We start from the raw sequence: 19,838 nt of genomic DNA, 5'->3' as shown, positions 1-19,838 counted from the left end.
CGGCCGAACCGACCGCGGAGGAGGTGGCGGCCGGCGCCATCGCCCAGCGGATCGACCAGGTCGATCTGAACCTGGAGATGCAGCGGTCCTATCTGGACTATGCGATGAGCGTCATCGTGGGCCGTGCGCTGCCGGACGTGCGCGACGGTCTCAAGCCCGTGCACCGGCGCGTGCTCTACGCGATGTACGACGGCGGCTACCGCCCCGACCGCAGCTTCAACAAGTGCTCGCGCGTGGTCGGCGATGTGATGGGTCAGTACCACCCGCACGGCGACTCGGCGATCTACGACGCCCTGGTCCGCCTGGTCCAGCCGTGGACCATGCGCTACCCGCTGGTGTCCGGGCAGGGCAACTTCGGTTCCGCCGGCGACGACGGCGCTGCCGCACCCCGGTACACAGAGTGCAAGATGGCGCCCCTGGCCCTGGAGATGGTCAGGGACATCGAAGAGGAGACCGTCGACTTCCAGGACAACTACGACGGGCGCAACCAGGAGCCCGTCTACCTGCCCAGCCGGTTCCCGAACCTGCTGGTCAACGGCTCCAATGGCATCGCCGTGGGCATGGCAACGAACATCCCGCCGCACAATCTGCGGGAGGTCTCCGCCGGTGCGCAGTGGCTGCTGAGCCACCCCGAGGCCACGAAGGACGAAACGCTCGAGGCCCTGTTGGGCATCATCAAGGGCCCCGACTTCCCCGGCGGCGCGACCATTCTGGGCCGCAAGGGCATCGAGGACGCCTACCGGACCGGCCGCGGCTCCATCACCCAGCGCGCGGTGGTCAACGTCGAGGAGATCCAGGGGCGGACCTGCCTGGTCGTGACCGAGCTGCCGTATATGGTCAACCCCGACCGGCTGGCCGCGAAGATCGCCGGCTACGTCAAGGACGGCAAGGTCGGCGGGATCGCCGATCTGCGCGATGAGTCCTCCGGCCGCACCGGCCAGCGCCTGGTCATCGTGCTCAAGCGCGACGCCGTGGCCAAGGTCGTGCTGAACAACCTGTACAAGCACACCGATCTGCAGCAGAACTTCTCCGCGAACATGCTGGCCCTGGTCGACAATGTGCCGCGCACCCTGTCGATCGACGCCTTTCTGCGCCTGTGGGTCAAGCACCAGATCGACGTCATCGTGCGCCGCACCCGGTTCCGCCTGCGCAAGGCAGAGGAACGCGCCCACATCCTGCGCGGCTACCTCAAGGCGCTGTCCGCCCTGGACGCGGTGATCGCCCTGATCAGGCGCTCGCCGTCGTCCGAGGAGGCGCGCACCGGCCTGATGGAGCTGCTGGAGGTCGACGAGGTCCAGGCCAATGCGATCCTGGACCTGCAGCTGCGCCGCCTGGCGGCCCTCGAGCGTCAGAAGATCGAGGAGGAGGCCGCCCGGATCGAGGAGCAGATCCGCGAGTACAACTACATTCTGGGCACCCCCGCCCGGCAGCGCGAGATCGTCTCCGAAGAGCTCGCCACGATCGTCGACAAGTACGGCGACGACCGCCGCACCCGCATCATCGCGGGCTTCGACGGTGATATGTCGATGGAGGACCTGATCCCTGAGGAGGAGGTCGTCGTCACGATCTCCCGCGGTGGCTACGCCAAGCGCACGCAGTCGGCGCTCTACCGCGCCCAGCACCGCGGCGGCAAGGGCATCACGGGCGCCAAGCTGCGCGGTGACGATGTGATCGAGCACTTCTTCGTCACCAGCACGCACAACTGGCTGCTGTTCTTCACCAACACCGGCCGGGTCTACCGTGCCAAGGCCTATGAGCTGCCGGAGGGCTCGCGCGACGCCAAGGGCCAGCACGTGGCTAATCTGTTGGCACTGCAGCCCGGCGAGACGATCGCCCAGGTGCTGTCCATCCCGGACTACGAGGCCGCGGCCTATCTGGTGCTGGCCACCAAGTCCGGCCTGGTGAAGAAGACGCGCCTGAGCGAATACGATTCGAACCGCTCCGGCGGTGTGATCGGCATCAATCTGCGCGAGGACGCCGACGGCAATCCCGACGAGCTGGTCTCCGCGCGGATCGTCGAACCCACCGACCACCTGCTGTTGATCAGCCGTGGCGGGATGTCGATCCGCTTCGCCGCCGACGACGAGGCGATCCGGCCCACCGGCCGTGCCACCTCGGGCGTGACGGGTATGAAGTTCAAGGACGACGATGCGCTGTTGGCGATGGACGTCATCACGCCGGGCACTTATGTGTTCGTGGTGACCGAAGGCGGATACGCCAAGCGCACCCCGGTCGAGGAGTACCGGGTGCAGGGCCGCGGCGGTTACGGCATCAAGGTCGCCAAGCTCAACGACGAACGCGGCGGCCTGGCCGGCGGTCTGATCGTCGAGGACGGCGAGGAGGTTCTGGTCGTGATGGAGCGCGGCAAGGTCGTGCGCTCGTCCATCGACGAGGTCCCCGCCAAGGGCCGCAACACGATGGGCGTGGTCTTCGCCAAGCCGGGCAAGAAGGACCGGATCCTGGCAGTCACCCGTGGGCCCGAGGTCGACGGCGAAGTCGAAGGGGCCGAAGAAGTCGAAGGGGCCGAGGCCGCAGCCGGTGTCGAGGGCTCCGCAGCAGTGTCCGAGGAGGCTCCCGAAGCGGTCCAGGCCGATCGGGTAGCCTTGGACCCGACCAGCGGAGAGACCGCCGACGAGACCGCGGAGGGTGAAGAGCAGTGAGCGAAGGCGAAACCAAACCGGGCAAGATCATCCGGACCTCGTCCGGCAAGGGGACGCGATTGACCGCGGGCTCCGGAGATTCGGACAAGCCCGCACCGGACGCCTCTGCAGGTGCCTCCCCCGCCGCCCCTGACGGCGCGAAGTCCGAGTCCAAGTCCGGGGCTCCTGCCGCCTCCGGCTCTACGGCCCCTGGCTCCGCGGCCGGTTCCGCCGGCGCCGCCGCGGCATCAACAGGCAATGCACCCACGGCGCAGGCGGCCACCTCGCAGTCGTCAGGGGCCTCAACGTCCGATGCACAGTCATCCGGGGGCGCGGCCTCCGGCGCCCAGACCGCGGGAGGACAAGCCGCCGGCAGCCAAGCGCAGGGGAATTCCGGGGCCTCGGCATCCGATTCGGCAACGGGTAGGAAGGCCAGCTCCGGTGTGCGCCTGGGCAGCCCTGATAAGGCGCGCCCCGGGCAGAGCACCGGTGGTTCCGCGAGCGGGACGCCGGCGAATTCCGCCGGATACGGCCAGACCGGGAACGGGCAGGGCTCGGCACCGCAGGCGGCCGGCGGGGCCGACGCGACCTCGGTGCTCCCCGCCACGGGAAGTGCCGCGCCGGCAACGGCTACGGTCGCGGCCCCCGCGGTGGCCTCGCCCGGGGCTGCGACGAGCAGCGCGACCCAGACCAGCAGCCCCCGTGAGGATGTGTTCGCAACCGGTGCCGGGACCCCGTCTTCGACGGTTGGCACCGGCGCACCCGCGCGGGACTCCGGCAAGGGATCGGGGAAGAAGGGCAAGAAGCGCAAGGGCCCGCGGACCGTGCGACTGACGGTGGCGAACGTCGATCCGTGGTCGGTCATGAAGATGAGCTTCCTGCTGTCGCTGGCGATCGGCATCGTGGTCGTCGTGGCGTCGTTGGTGCTGTGGTTCGTCCTGTCGGCCACCGGCACGCTGGACAGTCTGCAGGGCGCACTGAGCGAGATCGCCGGTTCAGAATCGGCCGATTCGCTCATCGCACTGTTCGGGCTGGGGCGCGTGATGTCGTTCGCCGTGATCATCTCCGTGATCAACATCGTGCTGTTGACCGCGCTGGCGACGCTGTTCGCCTTCCTGTACAACCTTGCGGCATCGATCGTGGGCGGCTTCCATTTGACGCTGACCGACGACTGATTCCATTCCGCCGAGGGCCCCGATCGTGGATCGGGGCCCGCGGCGTCTGTGTGTTCATGCGTGTTCGGGATTGTGTGACCAAGGACTCATCACGTTGATTTGGAGTGGGGCCGTGGGTCGTATAGAGTTATATCTCGGTTGACCCGATAAGGGCCTTTAGCTCAGGCGGTTAGAGCGCTTCGCTGATAACGAAGAGGTCGGAGGTTCAAGTCCTCCAAGGCCCACGGAAACCACGGTGAACGGAGTCTCGTTGAAGAAGTGGTTTTCGATCGCAGGAGTTCTGACAGTGATCGTCGGAACGGTGCTCGGTTTGAGAAATCGCCGGCAGCGCGATCATCGAAAATGGTCCGACTACACCGATTCTGTGTAGAATGGGCATCCCTGGGGGTATGGCGCAATTGGTAGCGCACCTGCTTTGCAAGCAGGGGGTTAGGGGTTCGAGTCCCCTTACCTCCACTCGAGTACATTGAGACAGCACTCGTAAGAAGAGGCCTGAGATCGTCTAGATCTCGGGCCTCTTATCTGTTCCCTGGGCGGCAACCAGGCTCGTACTGTGTCTCCATGGACCATCGTGCACGGTGGCAGCGCGCAAGGGTGCGTGCGAGTGCTTACCGCTGGAGAATGATCTTTCCGGTTGTCCGACGTGACTCGAGGGCGTGAAAGGCTTGTGCAACGTTGTCTATCTCGTACACGCCGCCAATTGAGACGTTGAGCTGGCCGTCTTCGATCCCCTTGAATACGTCGAGAGCGCGCCCAGCCAGCTCGTGCGGTGTCTTGACGTGGTCGGCGATTGTCGGTCTGGTCAGGAACAGGGACCCGCCGGTGTTGAGTCTGTTGACGTCTACAGGTGGGATGGGCCCGCTGGCATTGCCGATGACGACGAGGGTGCCTCGAGTGCGTAAGGCATTTAAGCTTTCATCGAACGTCGTGGCTCCGACACCGTCGTAGACGACTGACGCGCCGGACCCGTTCGTCAGGTCTTTGACCCCCTGAGCAAAGCCCTCGTATGACAGGACATGGTCGGCACCGGCCTGCCTGGCGATCTCGGCCTTCTCCGTCGTCGAGGTGGTACCGATGACGGTTGCTCCCTTGAGCTTGGCGATCTGGGTGAGCATTTGGCCGACGCCACCGGCTGCGGCATGCATGAGCACGACGTCGCCTGGTTCGACCGGAAAGGTGTCGGTGGTTAGGTATTGCGCGGTGATTCCCTGCATGAGCGCTGCAACGGCGGTGTGGTCGTCGACGTTGACGGGAATGCCGACAAGCTTGGAGGTGTCCACAATGGCGAAGTCGGAGAAGCTGCCCTGTCCGCCGGTAAACCAGCCGACCCGCTGGCCAGCGGAAAATCCGTGGTTCTCGCCTTCGACGGCGACGATGGTTCCTACTCCCTCGACGCCCGCGGCGAACGGCGGTTTGACGGGTGTTCCGCCGTTGCGCTGGACGACATCGAGGTAGTTCACGCCTGCCGCGGCGACTTCGACCAACGCCTGGCCGGGATCTGGTGTTGGACGTTCAACACGTTGTTGGGTATAGACGTCAGGGCCGCCGAACTCGGTCACTACGATAGAACTCATGCTCTCCGCCATGGTTGTGCCTTTCGGTTTCTTGGTCAGTTCCCTAAGCGGACTCAAGTCCGCTTGTGACCGATGATAGTGGAATGAGAATCTGATGCAAGAGGGAGGCCATGTGCGGAATCTGACGATTCTGGGACAACCTAGTCCGGAGAGGGCTGATGCGGAACGAAACCGGGAGAAGGTTTTGTCCGCCGCTGCGGAGCTCCACGCCGCGCACGGGGTCACTGGTTTGAAGATGGACGAGGTCGCTCGCGTGGCCGGGGTCGGCAAGGGTACAGTGTACCGGCGGTTCGAGAATAAGGCGGGTCTTGCCTCTGCATTGCTTGACGCTCGGGTGCGCGATATGCACCAAGGGTTGCTGCAGGGACCACCGCCACTTGGCCCTGGAGCGCCACCTGAGGACCGTCTGATCGCGTTCGTCGAAGCGTATGTCCGCCACATGATCACGAACATCGACCTTGTCTTGCTGGCTGAGTCGGCTACTCCCGGAGGTAGGCTGGGGCGGCAGGTCTATCCGTTCTGGCGACACCATGTCGAAATCCTCGTTACCGAGATTGGAACCCCGCGGCCTCGCTTCTGCGCCGAAGCCATCATGGCGGTGCTCGCGGCGGAGCAACTGAATGCCTGGTACACCAATCAAGGGTGGGGCCCCGAGACGCTGATAGAAGCAGTCCAGGAAATCGTTGTCAGACTTGTTGCATCTGACACTGGAGGTGATAGGCCGTAACGTCGTCGCCGACCTCGCTCTCGGCGCGGGTTAATGAGTTGAACGGACGGTAGCCGGGCTGGCGTCGGTTTCAATTCACTCAGAGGCGTCGATCCCTGGCAACCCATCCGATATTGCCGGTATCCTTGAGCCATGTCGACAACCACCGTGACGCCAGAGACGCTCGCCCTCCGCGAGCTCCTTAACGTGCATCGCGGCGAGTTCCAGGCGCTCTTGGCCAAGTACGGTGCCACGAACCCGAAGCTTTTCGGCTCGGTGGCCCGTGGAACCGCGACGGAGTCCAGCGACATCGACATTCTGGTGGAGATGGAACCCGCTGGTGGGAACCTGCTCATGCGGGCATCTGGGCTCATGGAGGAAACTCGTCAACTGTTTGGTCGGGATGACATTGACATCTTTCCGTCCCAGTTGCTCAAACGGCCGGTATCCGAATCGGCGATCGCGGATGCTGTGCCATTGTGAGTCGTGATGTCGATCAGCGAATCGCAGACATTTTGCAGGCGATCGAACGTTGCCAGCGCTATGCCACCTCTCTGAGCAGCACGGAGCCGGGCCTGGTTGGCATGGCCGAAGATGCCATCGAGCGGAACCTGCAGATCATTGGCGAAGCAGCCAACCACTTGCCGGCCGAGGTGACCGACGCGCATCCGGAGATTGCATGGCCGCAGATTCGTGGCTTCCGCAACATTCTTGTACACCAGTATTTTGGAGTCGACGCAGACGTTGTGCGCGATGTCATCGAGAGCTACCTTCCAGCTCTTGCCAAGGCTTTGCGCTGACCCCGAGTGCGCCTTTTGTGCGCCCCGAACACTCCTGACACCATGGCTGACCTGTATGAACACTGTCTAATGTACGTCTTTGCAAGCAGGGGGTTAGGGGTTCGAGTCCCCTTACCTCCACCGAGAGCTTTGAGACAGCAACTCGTTTGAAGAGGCCCGGAATCGCCTAGATTCCGGGCCTCTTTGCTGTCCGAGGTGTGGTTGGTCGGGAGCAACCAGTGAATGTTCGGTTTTTGGCGTGGGTTGTTGGACAAAGGAGATCACGTCGACAAGAGTCCGCGGCGTGTGCGTTGCGATTACGAAGTGCGTTGGCGTGGTGTCCTGGATAAGGCATTTCCAGGTGGCAGGGCACAAGCCAGAGCCGAGGGAAAGCGCTGGAATCGGGAGTACGCCCTGGCTGTTGTCACTCATGTCAACGAGTTGCGCAACAGAGCGGCCCATCACGAGCGGTTGATAAAGGAATGCCGCTGAACGGTCAGGAAGCACGTATGTCTGCTGGAGAGGCTCACGGCTACACGATGAAACTGGCAGCGATACTCGATCGAGACCTTGCAGCGTTCATGCTGGGTCGGACTCAGGTTCCGGAGGCACTGCGTAATCGACCGACGTTCAACTAGGTGGGCGAAGGCAGCGACAGCCTACTGACCTCTGCTCATAGCTACTCGGTATCCGCGACAGGATCGTCGAGGACGACCCCACTGGCGGCCTTGTTGTGGCGTTGGGGCACAAAGAACTTCCGCACTGCTCGTCGGAGGAGCTCATGGCCGTCATCGACGCAGCACCGAGATCAGCGTCCTGACACGACGAAGACCCGGGCCGGCCGGCGCATTTTGCCCGTTCCTGTGACCGTGCTGCCGTGGCCGGCCGAGTTCGCCGCCATTGGCCTGTCCGAGGCCGGGGACGATCATGTCCGTGTCACAGGCCAGAGGCCAAGCGAGGCCGTCGACCACGCTGGATCGCTACGGCCACCTGGCACCTGGCGGTCTCGGGCCACTGATGAACAAGCTCGACGTGTTGTTGGTGGCGTGACACGAACCGGAGGACCAGAGTGCTGAGAAGGTGGAGAGATCAGCGCTGCGCTACGACTTCCTATGCAGCTCTACGCGTCATACTGGTTCGGTCGCGTCGGAGTGAGATCCCGTGGTGTGCCTTGGGTTCTGGGAGGGAACGACACCGTAGGCATATCAGCGCTTTACTCAGCTCGGCTTGAGCAGTTGTCGTCGGCTCAGTAGTGTGTGACCTACATCAATATTTGAGTCGTCTACCCGGCATGAAGGGCAGGCGCAAAGGAGGGTATTTTCATGAAGACCGCGAAGCGTCGCCTTGGAGCGGTGGTTGCTGCGGCCGGACTTGCAGCAGGCATGACGGTGGCTGTCGCTCCAGCTGCCGAAGCTAAACCGACGGGCTATAGCTGGCAGCTTCCCACGAAGGCTCAATGCGAGCGTCATGCCTATGCGTTATTGAACAATGCCTTCCGCAGCGGATGGAAGATCAAGAGCTATGAGAAATGCCAACAGAGTTTCGGAGGGGGAAGTTGGTACGGCAAAATGACGCTGTACTGATTGACGTGTTGACAGCCGTCCGGTCTGTACAGCCAAAGCCTGGTGGCACAGGTCGGTCATGAGGGTGATGGATGCAGAATGAGGTCCCGGCAGATGATCTGCTGGGACCTCGTTGCGTCGATTGCCTACATGTTGGAGTTTGGCAAGCAGCGTGCCGAGTTGCTGTCTCTATCGGTTAAATGTTGATCAGCATCCGGAGATCGCGTGGCCAGCGGTCCACGGGTTTCGGAATACCATGGTGATTCGGAGGCACGTGAGCTGGTGGTGGGGTTCTTCCTGGATGAGTTCACGTGGGCCCGCTTCCGCAGCGGTTCCCGTTCACTCACGCGGCCACCCTTTGCCTCGCGAGGCTGCGTGCCATATAGCAGGCATGTATCGCCCTGCTGACAATTCGAGCTTCTAGCCCGGATTCCCGGGGCAACAGTCTTTTCTGAGGGGTTTTGTGGACGCAGGTGCGACTCCTGACGGCCTTGACCGTCTGCTGAGTCAAGCGCTCCTCGGCCCCCCTGCCTTGATCGATATCAGGGTAAGCGCACGCTGGCCATGCGCCTCTACACGTGGAATTTCGCAGCATCATCCGTGTTCTGGGGGCGATCAACGTTCTCGCGATCACTGTGCGCAATGCGATCCACGATCAGATAGTCGAATGGACACGCCGCGGAGATTGGTGGGCCGACTCGCAGGTCCGCTTGTGCCGTAACGAGCAGGACGCCATCGAGTCCGCTATTGGAACACTGCAGAGGCGTGGTACGCCTGAGCCGAGCAGCGACCAGGTCGTTGCTGCAACCTCGTTTGGGCTGTGGGTCTGACTGACAGGTCAAGGAATACCCTCGAGCCGATATCGGTCCCCACTGCAGAACCTTTGCGAAGGCATCCTCGAAGCCACAGCGATAATTGATGCCGACGTTGCTGCCTTTATCGAGCACCACAGCTGGGTGCAGAATGTCCTCGGCGAATACAAATACGCGATCACGACGGGCGACAACAGGTTCTGAGACGACAGGCAGTGCGCCTTTTTGCGCCCCACACATTCTCTATGCCTCTTGCGGGTTAAGTGGGGGCTGAGGTCGCAGCGGTTCGGGTGGCCTCATGTGTTCTTGAATCCCGCGGTGTGGTGACATGAAAATGATAGCTTGTTTATATGAATGTCTTCAGGGTTCGGCTGGAGTGGACGATCCGGTGCCATATTGCCTTGACTATCGTCCTAGTGGTGGCGCTGCTTGTCGGGGGAGTCTGGGGCGCGCTGAAACCGCATACACCGCCGCATGCTGCAGCCTCCGTCGACCTGCATGACGACGCAGAGGTCCTGAACCACGAGGATCTTTCCAAAGATTTGGCCGCCGCTGGCTTCTACCATCCGGGGCTTCGTCTGGTGGTCTGGACACACTGGGACCAGCATGGTGTCACGGATGATCGGCTTCTCGACGAGACCTGGAAATGGGCGCAGGCGCATCCCGAACTCCACCTGACAGATGGAGGGGACGATTCGGCAGAGCCTCGCTGGGCCGATGACTTCATGCTCGTGACCCTCTCGGTGCAGAAGGCCAAAAATGGTTCAACGGATTCGAAACATATCCGGTATGCCGCCGGCACCGTGTTCGGTGGCAATCTGGACTACAAGCAGCTGGCGTATAAACAGAGTTCGTTCCTCCATGAGACGTTCGCACGTTCGGGGAAGTCCGGCTCGACGGCCTCCGGGCCGTATGCCGGGGCTCTCGAGCGGCTGGACAAGGGCGAATGGGATGATGGTGTCGCCGGCATCGTCGAGGCGGCATCGTGGCTGATCGACAGGCCGAAACTGCAGACGTTCAGAACTCACGTCGCCACTCCATTTTTGACAGTGGGCATCATTTGGCCGATTCTTGGAGCACTTCCCCTGCTGCTCTTGGCTGCCCTGGGTAAATCCGTCCGTGGTGATCGTCGAAGACTGCGGAACATCGAGTCGCAGCTGTCCCGTGATGAACCATCCGGCGATGAGTTGCCGACACAGTGTGAGCGGCTTCTGAACACGGCACATGACCGACTGGCGGTGCTGGACCGGCGCACCATCTTTACGACGTTCGTGTTCTTCACCAAACTGTCCGATCAGGCGAACGCTTTCAGCGACGCCGTTGATGAACTCGAACAGTTTGCTCACGACCACGATGTGCCCGGCTGATAACCGGGTGCAAGGGGATTACGATCACTTCCGGGACGAGATGATTGAAATCGTCACCAGATCTGATGTGCCAGGCATCCTTAAGCAAAGGGGACCGAACTGGAAGCAGGGGCTCGTGAACTGTCCACGCGATTCCGGGCCTCTTCGTTGTCTGGTGGGTGTCGGGGATTCGACCAGGGCGCCTCGTGTCAGCCCAGGAAGCCGTCTCGCATTCATCCGCGGCCTCGGCACCGGCTTATCACATGCGCAAACCTGCAAGACATGCGCGTATAACCGTATGTCTTGCAGGTTTGCGCATGGGATGCGGTAGCGGCTATGAGCATAGACAAACAGCCCAGCGGGTTGGCGGTCTTCCGAACTGCTGTGGGGGTTGTGGGACGATATCCATATGAACCTACCCACACTCCCCGAAGCACTCCGTCTCCAGCTTGAAGCAGTCCCAACCCAGGGAAAGTTCGAATGGAAACGCAAGCCCTGGCTCGAGGCAGTCCACGATGTGCCCGATGCCCATCGGGTCGTCTCTGAGCTGCCGGACCTCGTTGACCGTCAGATTATCCGTGATGTCGTCCAGACGAATTTGTCGCATGACCACGTGCTCGGTGGTTTCGTCGCAATGCGAATCTGGGGGTCGGGCGCAGACAACCGTGGTCCGTCACGCGCTCGGTCGTGTCTGACCGGGATCGTGAGCAGGGACAACAAGAGTGCTCCTGTCGATGAAACCGTACGCGACAAGCTTCTCAAAGCAGCTGAAATCGTCCAGACAGGAGACGCTGAGGCGGGTTTCTACTACATGAAGAACGATGGCTGGATTCGAAACCTCGGCGGGGCGTTTTTCACCAAGTGGTTGTCGTTCAGCTCGATGACAGGTGCAATCGACGGTCCGGAGGTCGCTCCGATCCTGGACGCCAGAGTCTGCGGGTGGATAGCAGAGAACACAGCCGGTGAACAGCAGATTCGGCTAACGACGGATAGGACGAAGGCCTACCGTAAGTACCTCGAACTGTTGGACGCATGGGGAAGTCAAAGCGACCCGGTGAGGACACGGGCACAGGTGGAGCTGGCTATCTTCAACCTGACGTGAGCCGATCTGTACCTGCTGATGTCAAGGAGTGATCGATGATTGAGCCGAACTCCGTCGCGAGTCGATGGGCCGATCAGAGGCCCGCGGCCCTGCAAGATCTCGTCAACTACACAATCATCCTCGCCGATGGTGTGGACGTCCGGAAGGTCCGGGCATTACCGGCTGGGTGAGTGCGCAGCGTGAACCGGCTGCACCGTGACCTCGTCGAGCTGTTGGGAGACTATCGGATGGTCAATGTGACGCAGAAGTCCGGTCAGTTCTGCTACCTCGACCAGTACGACAGGCGACTCGGTGGTCGACCCTTGTGTTGCTTCATCGACACGGTCGAAGGCCGCGTGGGTGACGAGGCTGTGGGGTGTCTTGGGAACGGACCTGCAGTTTCGGTTCCCCATCACATGCGCAAACCTGCAAGACATGCGCGTATAACCGTATGTCTTGCAGGTTTGCGCATGTGATGTGGGTGAATGGTAGCGTAAATTACATGATTAGGTTAAGTAGTTTGCCGGTCGAGGTCGCTGCGCATGGCTGATGAGAATCCGTTCGGGAAGATGTCGGACTTCGAAGAGGAGTCCTCCGGCGGTAAGTGGATTCTGCCGATCATTGCGTTTGTCTTCAGCGCCATCATGTTCGTGTTCGGGGCGCTTTTCGGCTACTACGGCCAACATGATGCCGCGACACTGACCGCCACGGCCACCGCTACAGTGAAGGGCGATCCCCATGAAAGGTCCGTGTCGGACTGCAGTGGCAGTGGGCACAGCTGCAGCAGGAAATACTACTGCTCGTTCCAGTACGTCTTCCCTGCGCCGATGGGTGGGGAAGGCCACGGAGAGTATGAGGATGACGACGAGTGCGGGGACGAACAGGCGGACGGTGCGCAGCGCCAGGTCTTCTTCAATCCGGAGGATATAACCGAATCCTCGCTGCGCGACCCGAGTTCCCTGATGGACAGGTATGGGTGGCTCCTCTTCGTCGTCCTCGGGATCTTTGTTCTTGGCGTGGGGGTGAAGAGCATCCCGAGGCGGCGGAAAACCGATGAGTCCAAGTAGACTGTGGCTTCATGACGATGCTCCCGGCAGAACTGACGAAGCCGATTATCAAAGAGGCGGCAAGTGCTCGCAAAGCGCAGTCGACTTACACCTGTTCGGTGGTCGTAGAACGCACGACCGGCTCATCCTTGAGCCTGAGGAAATCGAAGAAGCTCCAAGTGGAGACGTGGGACATCGGTCCAATCATCGACGGCATCGAAGGTCATGGTTGGTCGCTGATGACAATCAACCATGTTTTCGTCCCCAGCACGGGTGGCTCATCCGGTGCCTTCGGTAACTCGTCCTCCGAATACTCCGGTGAGGTGCGGGCGTATTTGGTCTTTCGCTTGAAATAAGCAGTGACGGTGGGAAGGTTGCGTTATCCCGCGGGAGTCCGGCGTTCTGGACATCGCCGGAACCGGGTTACAGTATGAGCACACCGGCAATGGGAGCGCGACCAATGCCGACACGCACCTCACCGCGCCGGCGCGACTGGTACATCGCACTGGGCTCCATCTTCGTCATCGCCTTGGCGGTGGGAGGACGGTGGTGGCCGCGCCCGCTATCGACGGACACATTCCGACGATGATCGGTGTTATCTCTGGTGTGAAAAGGATCCATCCGGCGAGCTGTGTGTGAAGATGAAGAACAAGGTGCGGAAGTCGGCGCCACGACCCGAGGCCGTCCACCAATTGCTGAAAGCCGCCGAATCCAGCACCGAGAAAGAGCGGGCATCTGGCCGCCGTTTACTCGGTCAATCGCCAGTTCCCGACTTCCTTGTATTCGGAGTCGTAGATCGCCTGTTCGACCGGTTGGCCAAGGTCTATGCTCTTCATCGCCCCAGCCCAATAGCGCAGCACCCGCGCAAGTTCTTCGGCCGGATCTCCGCTCATTGCGGACAGATCGACGTCGAGCTGGAACCGCGTGGGATTGTTCGTTGTATCTGTCATGCGATCCAGCCTAATCAACGTTGGTTCTGTATACCGACTATTCGGGTCACCCGGGCCGAACCGCCAACACCACCGACAGCACCACCAACACCGGCACCGATACCAACAGGGTGAGGAAGACCGTGTCCCTGGCCAGCACCGTTGCCTGCGGGTAGCGCTGGGAGTAGACGTAGACGTTCTGGGCAGTCGGCAGGGCCGAACAGAGCACCGGGGCGAGGACCTCGGGCCCGGACAGATGGAAGACGAAAAGGGCGACGAGCGCCGCCACCGTCGGTGCGACTACCGCTTTGAGTGCCACGGCGGTGAGGATGCCGGCGGTGTCGCCTCCGGTGAAGGGCCGACCGTTTCCACGCAGGGACATGCCGAAGGCCAACAGCATGAGCGGCACCGTCGCCTGCCCCACCAGGTGAAACGGTTCCAGTACCGGATCGGGCAGGTGGGCTCCGAGCCCGGTGGCACTGACCACCACTCCCGCCAGCGAGGCGACGACCACCGGGTTGCGCAGCGGCCGCAGCACCCTGCCCCACAGGCCTCCGCCAGTTCCGGTGCACACGTCGAGGACCGCCAGGGTCAGCGGGGCGACGAAGACCAGCTGGAACAACAGGACGGGCGGGATGATGTCCGCGCTGCCCAGCACATAGGTGGCGATCGGCAGCCCCAGGTTGGCGGCGTTGACGTAGCTGGAGGCCAGCGCGCCGATCAGGGCCCTTTGCACGCCCCAGCGGGCGAGGGCCGACACCAGTATGAAGATCGCCATCACCGTCAGCGAGGCGATGACGACGACCAGCACATCGGGCCGGACCAGCTCGGCCAGATGGGAAGTGGCCAGGGTGGAGAACATGAAGGCCGGGAAGGCCAGGTTGAAGGCTGTGCGGGACAGGACCCGCTCCCCTTGCTCGCCCAGGAAACCGATCCGCGCCACGATATAGCCGGCCGTGATGATGCTGCCGACGATCGCGAACCCTGTGAGAACACCATTCATGGGTTCATCCTCTCCTGGTGCAGCTTCGCTGTCGAAGACCTGACAGGTCCGGCCGGGATACCCTGAGGGTATGGATGTCGAGCTGCGGCTGATGCGGTACGTGATCGCAGTGGCCGAAGAGGGCGGGTTCACGGCCGCCGCCGCACGCCTGCGCATGGCTCAACCGCCGCTGAGCAGACAGATCCGCGATCTGGAACGGCGACTGGGAACGCAGCTGTTCGAACGCCGGCCCGTGCGCTTGACGCCCGCGGGCAGGGCCTTCGTCAAGGGCGCCCGACCGATCCTGGCACGCGCCGAACGGATGGTGCGCGATACCCGTCTGGCCGCGGTGGGCGAGGTCGGCCTGGTGCGCATCGGCTACGTCCTGTCCGCTGCCTATGAGACAGTGCCGGCTCTGTTGGAGGAACTGGCCCGTCTACATCCGCACATCAGGGTCGAGGCCCGCGAGGCCTGGTCCGCCGAGTTGGAACACTCGGTGGACACAGGTGGGATCGACTTGGCGATTGCACATACGATACCGGCCCGGCCCGACTTCGAACAGCTGCTCCTGCGCCGTGAGTCCCTGGTGGCCGTGGTCGCGGCGAATCACCGTCTGGTCGGGCGAAGCGCCATCGCCCTGGAGGATCTGGCCGGGGACACCTTCGCCTTCTACGATCCGGAGCTGGCGCCGGCTCACTACCGATTGCTGGTGGAGGTGCTGCGCACTGCGGGAACCGACTTCCCACAGCGGACCGACTTGCTGCCCGGGCTGCGGAATCTGCGGCTGCCCGATGCGCGGAGTTTCACCCTGGTCCCGGCCTCGATGGCCGGCGGCCTGCCGGTCAGCGCCCACGCGCTGTGCCTGAGCGATGCCGGCCTGCCCTATGTGGAGACGTCCATGGTGTTCAACCGGTCCGAGGCCTCGCCCGTGGCCCGGTTGACAGCGGAGCTGGGAGGCGAGCTCGCCGCCAACCGGAGTTGGCTGGACTGACCTGGGTTATCGGGCCCCGATTACCCCTATGCCCTGGCGCCCATAACCTGGCACCTATGCCCCGGCGGCGCTCCCCCGCCGGCGACGGAGTGCGATGGCCCCGGTGACCAGGCCGTAGATGCTCAGCGCTGCGCCCGGAATGACGAACATCCACAGGCCCAGCCAGCGGTTCGACCCGGCATTGGGGTCGTGTATGCCGTTGTCGCCTGGGTTCTGCGGATCGTAGAAGACCTGTCGCTGCGCGCCCGCCACATCAGTGGCATCGCATTCATTGTCATCGGTGGACCTGCCGGTCACCATGTCATCGGAGCCGGCGGGCATGAACCGGTAGTCGAAATGGCACTCGTACTTGGTATTGCACGAACCCCGTTTGCAGTGTCCACTGTGCTCTTCCTCCTGCGCACCGTCCAGGACCGTGGCGGTGGTCTGCGCATTCCGGTGCGCTGCGTCCTGCCTCGCCAAACCCTGCATCAACAGACCGGGGAGCAACAATGCCAGGCCTACGCAGAGCCACATGATCGGCAACCCCAGGCCTGCGGCCCTCTTGGACATGGATGCTCCTCTTCGATCACCAGATTATGTATCCTTGATCGACGATCTTACCGAGTGTGTTGTGCTGCGGCGACGGGCCGCATAGCCACACCCGTGCTCAGACCCCGCTGGGGGCTCCGGGACCCACCGGGATTCCGATGAGGTACCAGATGAGGAAGAACGCGACCCAGACGACCCAGATGACGACCGACAGGGGGATCGTGAAGGACGCCAGGGTGCCGATTCCCGCCTTCTTCTTGTACTGCTGCATGAAGCCCAGGGCCATGACGAAGTACGGGCTCATCGGAGTCACACAGTTCGTCACCGAATCCGCGATGCGGTAGGCGGCCTGCGTGACCTCGGGACTGATGTGCAGCAGCATGAGCATCGGGATGAACACGGGAGCGGCCAATGCCCACAGTGCCGAACCGCTGGTGATGAAGAAGTTCATAATCGTGACGATCACGATGATGCCCAGCAGGATCGCCCAGGCCGGAGCGTTGATCTTGGCCAACATGTCGGAACCCGAAATGGCCAGGACCTCGCCCATCTTGGTCCACTTGAAGTAGGCCAGGAACTGCGAGATGGCGAAGAACAACACCAGGATCGGGGCGAGGGACTTCACGCCCTCGATCATGCCGGTGATGATTTCCGTGGGCTTGGTGAAGTTGCCGCTGACGAACCCGTAGACGGCACCCAACAGGGCGAAGAAGAAGCCCAGAATGAACGCCATACCGGTGAACACCACGGAATTGAGGATGCCCGCGTCCTCGCCGCGCAGGGGCGAGGTGTGCGGGATCAGAGCCGCGATCAGACCCAGGATGAACAGCACGGCGACGATCCCCGTCACGTTCAGCGCCTTCCGGTCCTTGGCCGTACCCTCCAGCTTGGCCCGGTCGTCGGAGCTCAGTTCGGCCAGATCATCGTCGGTGGTCAGGTGTGGGTGCCGGGCCAGGACGGTTTCGGTGACGAGTGTGATGACCACGGCGATGAGGATCGAGGATGCGAGCCCGAAGAAGTAGTTCGAGACCGGCGAAACGAAGTAGTCCGGATCGATCGTATGCGCCGCGGCCGTGGAAATACCCGAGAGCAGTACATCGGTCGAGGTCAGCGACGGCGATGCGTCATAGCCGGCGGAGATGGCGACATAGGTGACGACGATGCCCAACAGCGGACTGCGCCCGGCTGCCCGGAAGATCAACGCGCCCAACGGGATCATCGTGACGTAGGCGGCATCACCGGCTACGTGGCTGACCATCGCCGCGATGACCAGTGCGAACGTCAGGAAGCGGGCGGGGACCCTGGCGACCATGCGGTGGAGCAGGGAGTCGATCAGACCGGAGCGCTGCGCCACCGAAATGCCCAACAGCACGGTGATGATGGTGGCCAGGGGCGGGAACGTGGCATAGTTCGTCACCGCATCGCCGATGATCGTCTGCAGACCGTCGGCACTGATCAGTGACTGCACGGCGACGGTCTTACCGGTGGCCGGATTGACCGCGGAGACCCCGATGCCGGCGAGGATCGCGCTGAGTGCGATGACGCACACGGCCAGGATCCAGAACAGCCAGAACGGGTGGGGGATCTTGTTGCCGACGCGTTCGATCACGTCGAAGGTCTTCAACATCCCCTTCATCCGGGATGTTTCGGGGGCGGACGCCTGCGCGCTGCTCACTACTGCCTACTTCCAAAAAAGTTGAGGAGGGGTCGAAACAACCCTAGATCACGGGAGCTGGCTCATATGAAAGGCCCCTCACCGGGCCCCTCATCGTCCCGGGGTGATGAGGCCGGACTCGTAGGCGCGAATGACCAGCTGTGCGCGATCGCGGGCGGCCAGCTTGTTCAACAGCCGACTGACATAGGTGCGTGCGGTGGCCGGGCTGATGTACAGGCTCGCGCCGATCTCGGCATTGGACTCGCCCATCCCCACGTGCAGGAGGACCTGGCGCTCGCGCTCGGTCAGCTCGGCCAGTAGGTCCGGGCGGTTCACAACATCCGGTCGTGCGGCCAGCATCCCCATGACCTTCCCGGTGATCGAAGGCGACAACAGTGCATCGCCCTGGGCGGCCGCGCGGATGGCCGCGCGCAGTTCGGCCGGCGCGATGTCCTTGAGCAGGTATCCGCCGGCCCCCGCGCGAATCGCCGCGAGTACGTTCTCGTCCTCGTCGAAGGTGGTCAACACGACCACATGGACCCCGGCCAGTTCCGGATCGGCCATGATCTGCGCGGTGGCACTGATCCCGTCGAGCCCCGGCATCCGGATGTCCATGAGCACGACATCGGGCCGATACTCCTTGACCGCCCGCAGCCCGGCGCGCCCATCGGCGGCCTCGGCGACGATGCGGATGTCACCGTCGTGCTCGGCCAGGGCGCGCAGCCCCATCCGGACGAGTTCCTGATCGTCGACCAGTACCAGATCGATCATGGCAGCCGCGCGGGAATCGTAGCCGCGACCGAGAAACCCGTGGCTGTGGCGCTCGCGGACAGGGTCCCACCGAGTAGTTCGACCCGCTCGGTCATCCCGGCGATGCCATAGCCCGGCCGAGGCTCCGGTTGAGTATCGGCGGGACGACCGTCCGCGGGCCGGGCACTGCCCGACTCAGCATCGCCGGACACAGCATCGTTGGCCACGGCACCGCCCAGCCCGGCAGCGGCCGAGGCCCCCGACCTTCCGCGGCCGTCGTCGGTGATGCTCAGGCACAGTGCGGGCCCGTTGAGTGCGGCGCCGATGTGCGCCCGGGAGGCATGGGCGTGGCGGATGATATTCGTGATCGACTCCTGAATGACTCGAAAGGCGGCGGCATCCACCGATTCGGATAGCTCGGCGGGGGTGACTTCGATGTCGGCCGTCACCTGCAGGCCGGATGCCCTGGCGGTCTCCATCAACTCGGCGATGTTCGACAGCGATCGGGGGCTCCTGGCCTCGGCCTCGTCGGTGCGCAGAATGCGGACCATGGCGCGCAGTTCCTGCAGGGAGCGGCGGCAGGTGGCCCGGACCTGTTCGAGTGCGCGTGCCGCGGCGGTATCGTCGTGGCCGATCGCCTCGGCGGCAACGCCGGTGTGCAGGGAGATGATGGACAGGCTGTGGCCCACGGTGTCGTGCAGTTCGCGCGAGATGTCCTCGCGTTCCGTGCGCATCCGCAGCTGCGACTCGCGCAGGACCCGTTCCCGGGTCAGCCGGGCGATCTGCTCCTGCTGGGTAGCGCGAATCCGCGCGGAGCGCAGCCCCGATCCCAGTGCAATCGCTGCAGCGAACAGGGCCAGGTTCGATACCGATTCGTAGCCGAGGAGGAACCCGAGGGCCTCTCCCCCGTCACGGATGCGGAAGTACAGGGAGACGGCGAAGACCAGCGCGGCCGCGCCACAGGCCCAGCCCGGCCGTCCGGCCTCGGCCACGGAGAACAGCGCGGCCACCACGGGCACCGCTACGCCGATCGGTGGATAATCCAGGATGTAATAGCCGAACATGCCCAGGATGCTGAGCACCAGCACGGTTCGTGGGTACTGGCGGCGGCACAGCAGGAGGGCGCCGAGGCCGCCGGCGAACAGATAGGCCAGGACGTCCGGCGAACGGGTGCCACCGGGACCGAGTGCGATGATAAGTGCCAGCGCAATGGCCGTTGCCGCTCCCAGCAGCGCATCACCGGTTCTTCTGCCCATGCTGTCCAGCATAGGGACTTCGGGC

18 protein-coding genes and 2 tRNA genes are annotated in these 19,838 nt (G+C 63.0%); 13 read left to right on the top strand and 7 right to left on the bottom strand.

The window, feature by feature from the left end; all coding sequences use genetic code 11:
- Positions 1–23 precede the first annotated feature (23 nt).
- The 4 genes from gyrA to NQ034_RS12850 all read left to right on the top strand — a co-directional run bounded on the left by gyrA (position 24) and on the right by NQ034_RS12850 (position 4,270).
- Positions 24–2,660, top strand: coding sequence for a DNA gyrase subunit A (gyrA, locus tag NQ034_RS12865; protein WP_257049337.1), 2,637 nt, complete (start codon positions 24–26; stop codon positions 2,658–2,660).
- Positions 2,657–3,814: a DUF3566 domain-containing protein gene (locus tag NQ034_RS12860; RefSeq protein ID WP_257049308.1), complete on the top strand. Its 1,158-nt coding sequence runs from the start codon at positions 2,657–2,659 to the stop codon at positions 3,812–3,814. The genes gyrA and NQ034_RS12860 overlap by 4 nt, the downstream gene beginning before the upstream one ends.
- Before the next feature lie 150 nt (positions 3,815–3,964).
- Positions 3,965–4,038 (top strand) — tRNA-Ile (locus tag NQ034_RS12855).
- Positions 4,039–4,197: 159 nt separating this feature from the next.
- Positions 4,198–4,270 (top strand) — tRNA-Ala (locus NQ034_RS12850).
- Positions 4,271–4,422: 152 nt separating this feature from the next.
- On the opposite strand, the gene NQ034_RS12845 is transcribed toward NQ034_RS12850, so the two are convergent.
- Positions 4,423–5,400 (bottom strand): quinone oxidoreductase family protein, encoded by a 978-nt coding sequence (locus tag NQ034_RS12845; RefSeq protein WP_257049305.1) that lies wholly within the window; start codon positions 5,398–5,400, stop codon positions 4,423–4,425.
- A 100-nt stretch (positions 5,401–5,500) separates the two neighbouring features.
- Here NQ034_RS12845 and NQ034_RS12840 point away from each other — a divergent pair, with 100 nt between their 5' ends.
- The 8 genes from NQ034_RS12840 (at position 5,501) to NQ034_RS12805 (ending at position 13,076) form a co-directional block, all read left to right on the top strand.
- Positions 5,501–6,115 (top strand): TetR/AcrR family transcriptional regulator, encoded by a 615-nt coding sequence (locus tag NQ034_RS12840; protein WP_257049304.1) that lies wholly within the window; start codon positions 5,501–5,503, stop codon positions 6,113–6,115.
- A gap of 132 nt (positions 6,116–6,247) precedes the next feature.
- A complete protein-coding gene (locus tag NQ034_RS12835; protein WP_257049303.1) occupies positions 6,248–6,577 on the top strand; it encodes a nucleotidyltransferase family protein in 330 nt (109 codons plus the stop codon).
- Entirely contained in the window at positions 6,574–6,894 is a 321-nt protein-coding gene (locus NQ034_RS12830; protein WP_257049302.1) for a HepT-like ribonuclease domain-containing protein, read from the top strand. Before NQ034_RS12835 ends, NQ034_RS12830 begins: the two co-directional genes overlap by 4 nt.
- A 1,301-nt stretch (positions 6,895–8,195) precedes the next feature.
- Complete coding sequence (locus NQ034_RS12825) at positions 8,196–8,456, top strand: hypothetical protein (protein WP_257049300.1); 261 nt, start codon at positions 8,196–8,198, stop codon at positions 8,454–8,456.
- Positions 8,457–9,597: 1,141 nt separating this feature from the next.
- Positions 9,598–10,614 carry a DUF5129 domain-containing protein gene (locus tag NQ034_RS12820; protein WP_257049299.1) on the top strand — a complete coding sequence of 339 codons (1,017 nt, stop codon included), beginning with the start codon at positions 9,598–9,600 and terminating at the stop codon, positions 10,612–10,614.
- Positions 10,615–11,002: 388 nt separating this feature from the next.
- Positions 11,003–11,695, top strand: a complete 693-nt coding sequence (locus NQ034_RS12815; RefSeq protein ID WP_257049298.1) for an 8-oxoguanine DNA glycosylase OGG fold protein — start codon at positions 11,003–11,005, stop codon at positions 11,693–11,695.
- A 521-nt stretch (positions 11,696–12,216) separates the two neighbouring features.
- Positions 12,217–12,741, top strand: a complete 525-nt coding sequence (locus NQ034_RS12810; protein ID WP_257049297.1) for a DUF3592 domain-containing protein — start codon at positions 12,217–12,219, stop codon at positions 12,739–12,741.
- Between the two features lie 11 nt (positions 12,742–12,752).
- Positions 12,753–13,076, top strand: a complete 324-nt coding sequence (locus tag NQ034_RS12805) for a hypothetical protein (RefSeq protein ID WP_257049296.1) — start codon at positions 12,753–12,755, stop codon at positions 13,074–13,076.
- Positions 13,077–13,466: 390 nt separating this feature from the next.
- On the opposite strand, the gene NQ034_RS12800 is transcribed toward NQ034_RS12805, so the two are convergent.
- Both NQ034_RS12800 and NQ034_RS12795 read right to left on the bottom strand, forming a co-directional pair.
- Positions 13,467–13,670 carry a hypothetical protein gene (locus NQ034_RS12800; RefSeq protein WP_257049294.1) on the bottom strand — a complete coding sequence of 68 codons (204 nt, stop codon included), beginning with the start codon at positions 13,668–13,670 and terminating at the stop codon, positions 13,467–13,469.
- A gap of 46 nt (positions 13,671–13,716) precedes the next feature.
- On the bottom strand, positions 13,717–14,652 hold the full coding sequence (locus tag NQ034_RS12795; RefSeq protein ID WP_257049293.1) for an AEC family transporter: 936 nt from the start codon (positions 14,650–14,652) through the stop codon (positions 13,717–13,719).
- A gap of 70 nt (positions 14,653–14,722) precedes the next feature.
- Here NQ034_RS12795 and NQ034_RS12790 point away from each other — a divergent pair, with 70 nt between their 5' ends.
- Positions 14,723–15,622, top strand: coding sequence for a LysR family transcriptional regulator (locus NQ034_RS12790; protein WP_257049292.1), 900 nt, complete (start codon positions 14,723–14,725; stop codon positions 15,620–15,622).
- A gap of 54 nt (positions 15,623–15,676) precedes the next feature.
- On the opposite strand, the gene NQ034_RS12785 is transcribed toward NQ034_RS12790, so the two are convergent.
- The 4 genes from NQ034_RS12785 to NQ034_RS12770 form a co-directional block, all read right to left on the bottom strand.
- A complete protein-coding gene (locus tag NQ034_RS12785; protein ID WP_257049291.1) occupies positions 15,677–16,174 on the bottom strand; it encodes a DUF3592 domain-containing protein in 498 nt (165 codons plus the stop codon).
- Positions 16,175–16,271: 97 nt separating this feature from the next.
- Positions 16,272–17,828, bottom strand: coding sequence for an AbgT family transporter (locus tag NQ034_RS12780; RefSeq protein ID WP_257049288.1), 1,557 nt, complete (start codon positions 17,826–17,828; stop codon positions 16,272–16,274).
- A gap of 90 nt (positions 17,829–17,918) precedes the next feature.
- Positions 17,919–18,578, bottom strand: coding sequence for a response regulator transcription factor (locus tag NQ034_RS12775; RefSeq protein ID WP_257049287.1), 660 nt, complete (start codon positions 18,576–18,578; stop codon positions 17,919–17,921).
- The gene (locus tag NQ034_RS12770; protein WP_257049284.1) at positions 18,575–19,813 is read right to left on the bottom strand and encodes a sensor histidine kinase; all 1,239 of its coding nucleotides are present in this window, start codon (positions 19,811–19,813) and stop codon (positions 18,575–18,577) included. The genes NQ034_RS12775 and NQ034_RS12770 overlap by 4 nt, the downstream gene beginning before the upstream one ends.
- Between the last annotated feature and the right edge of the window lie 25 nt (positions 19,814–19,838).

Source organism: Brevibacterium moorei (assembly GCF_024580735.1).
GTDB classification, from domain to species: domain Bacteria; phylum Actinomycetota; class Actinomycetes; order Actinomycetales; family Brevibacteriaceae; genus Brevibacterium; species Brevibacterium moorei.
This window is presented reverse-complemented; position numbering and strand designations above follow the sequence as displayed.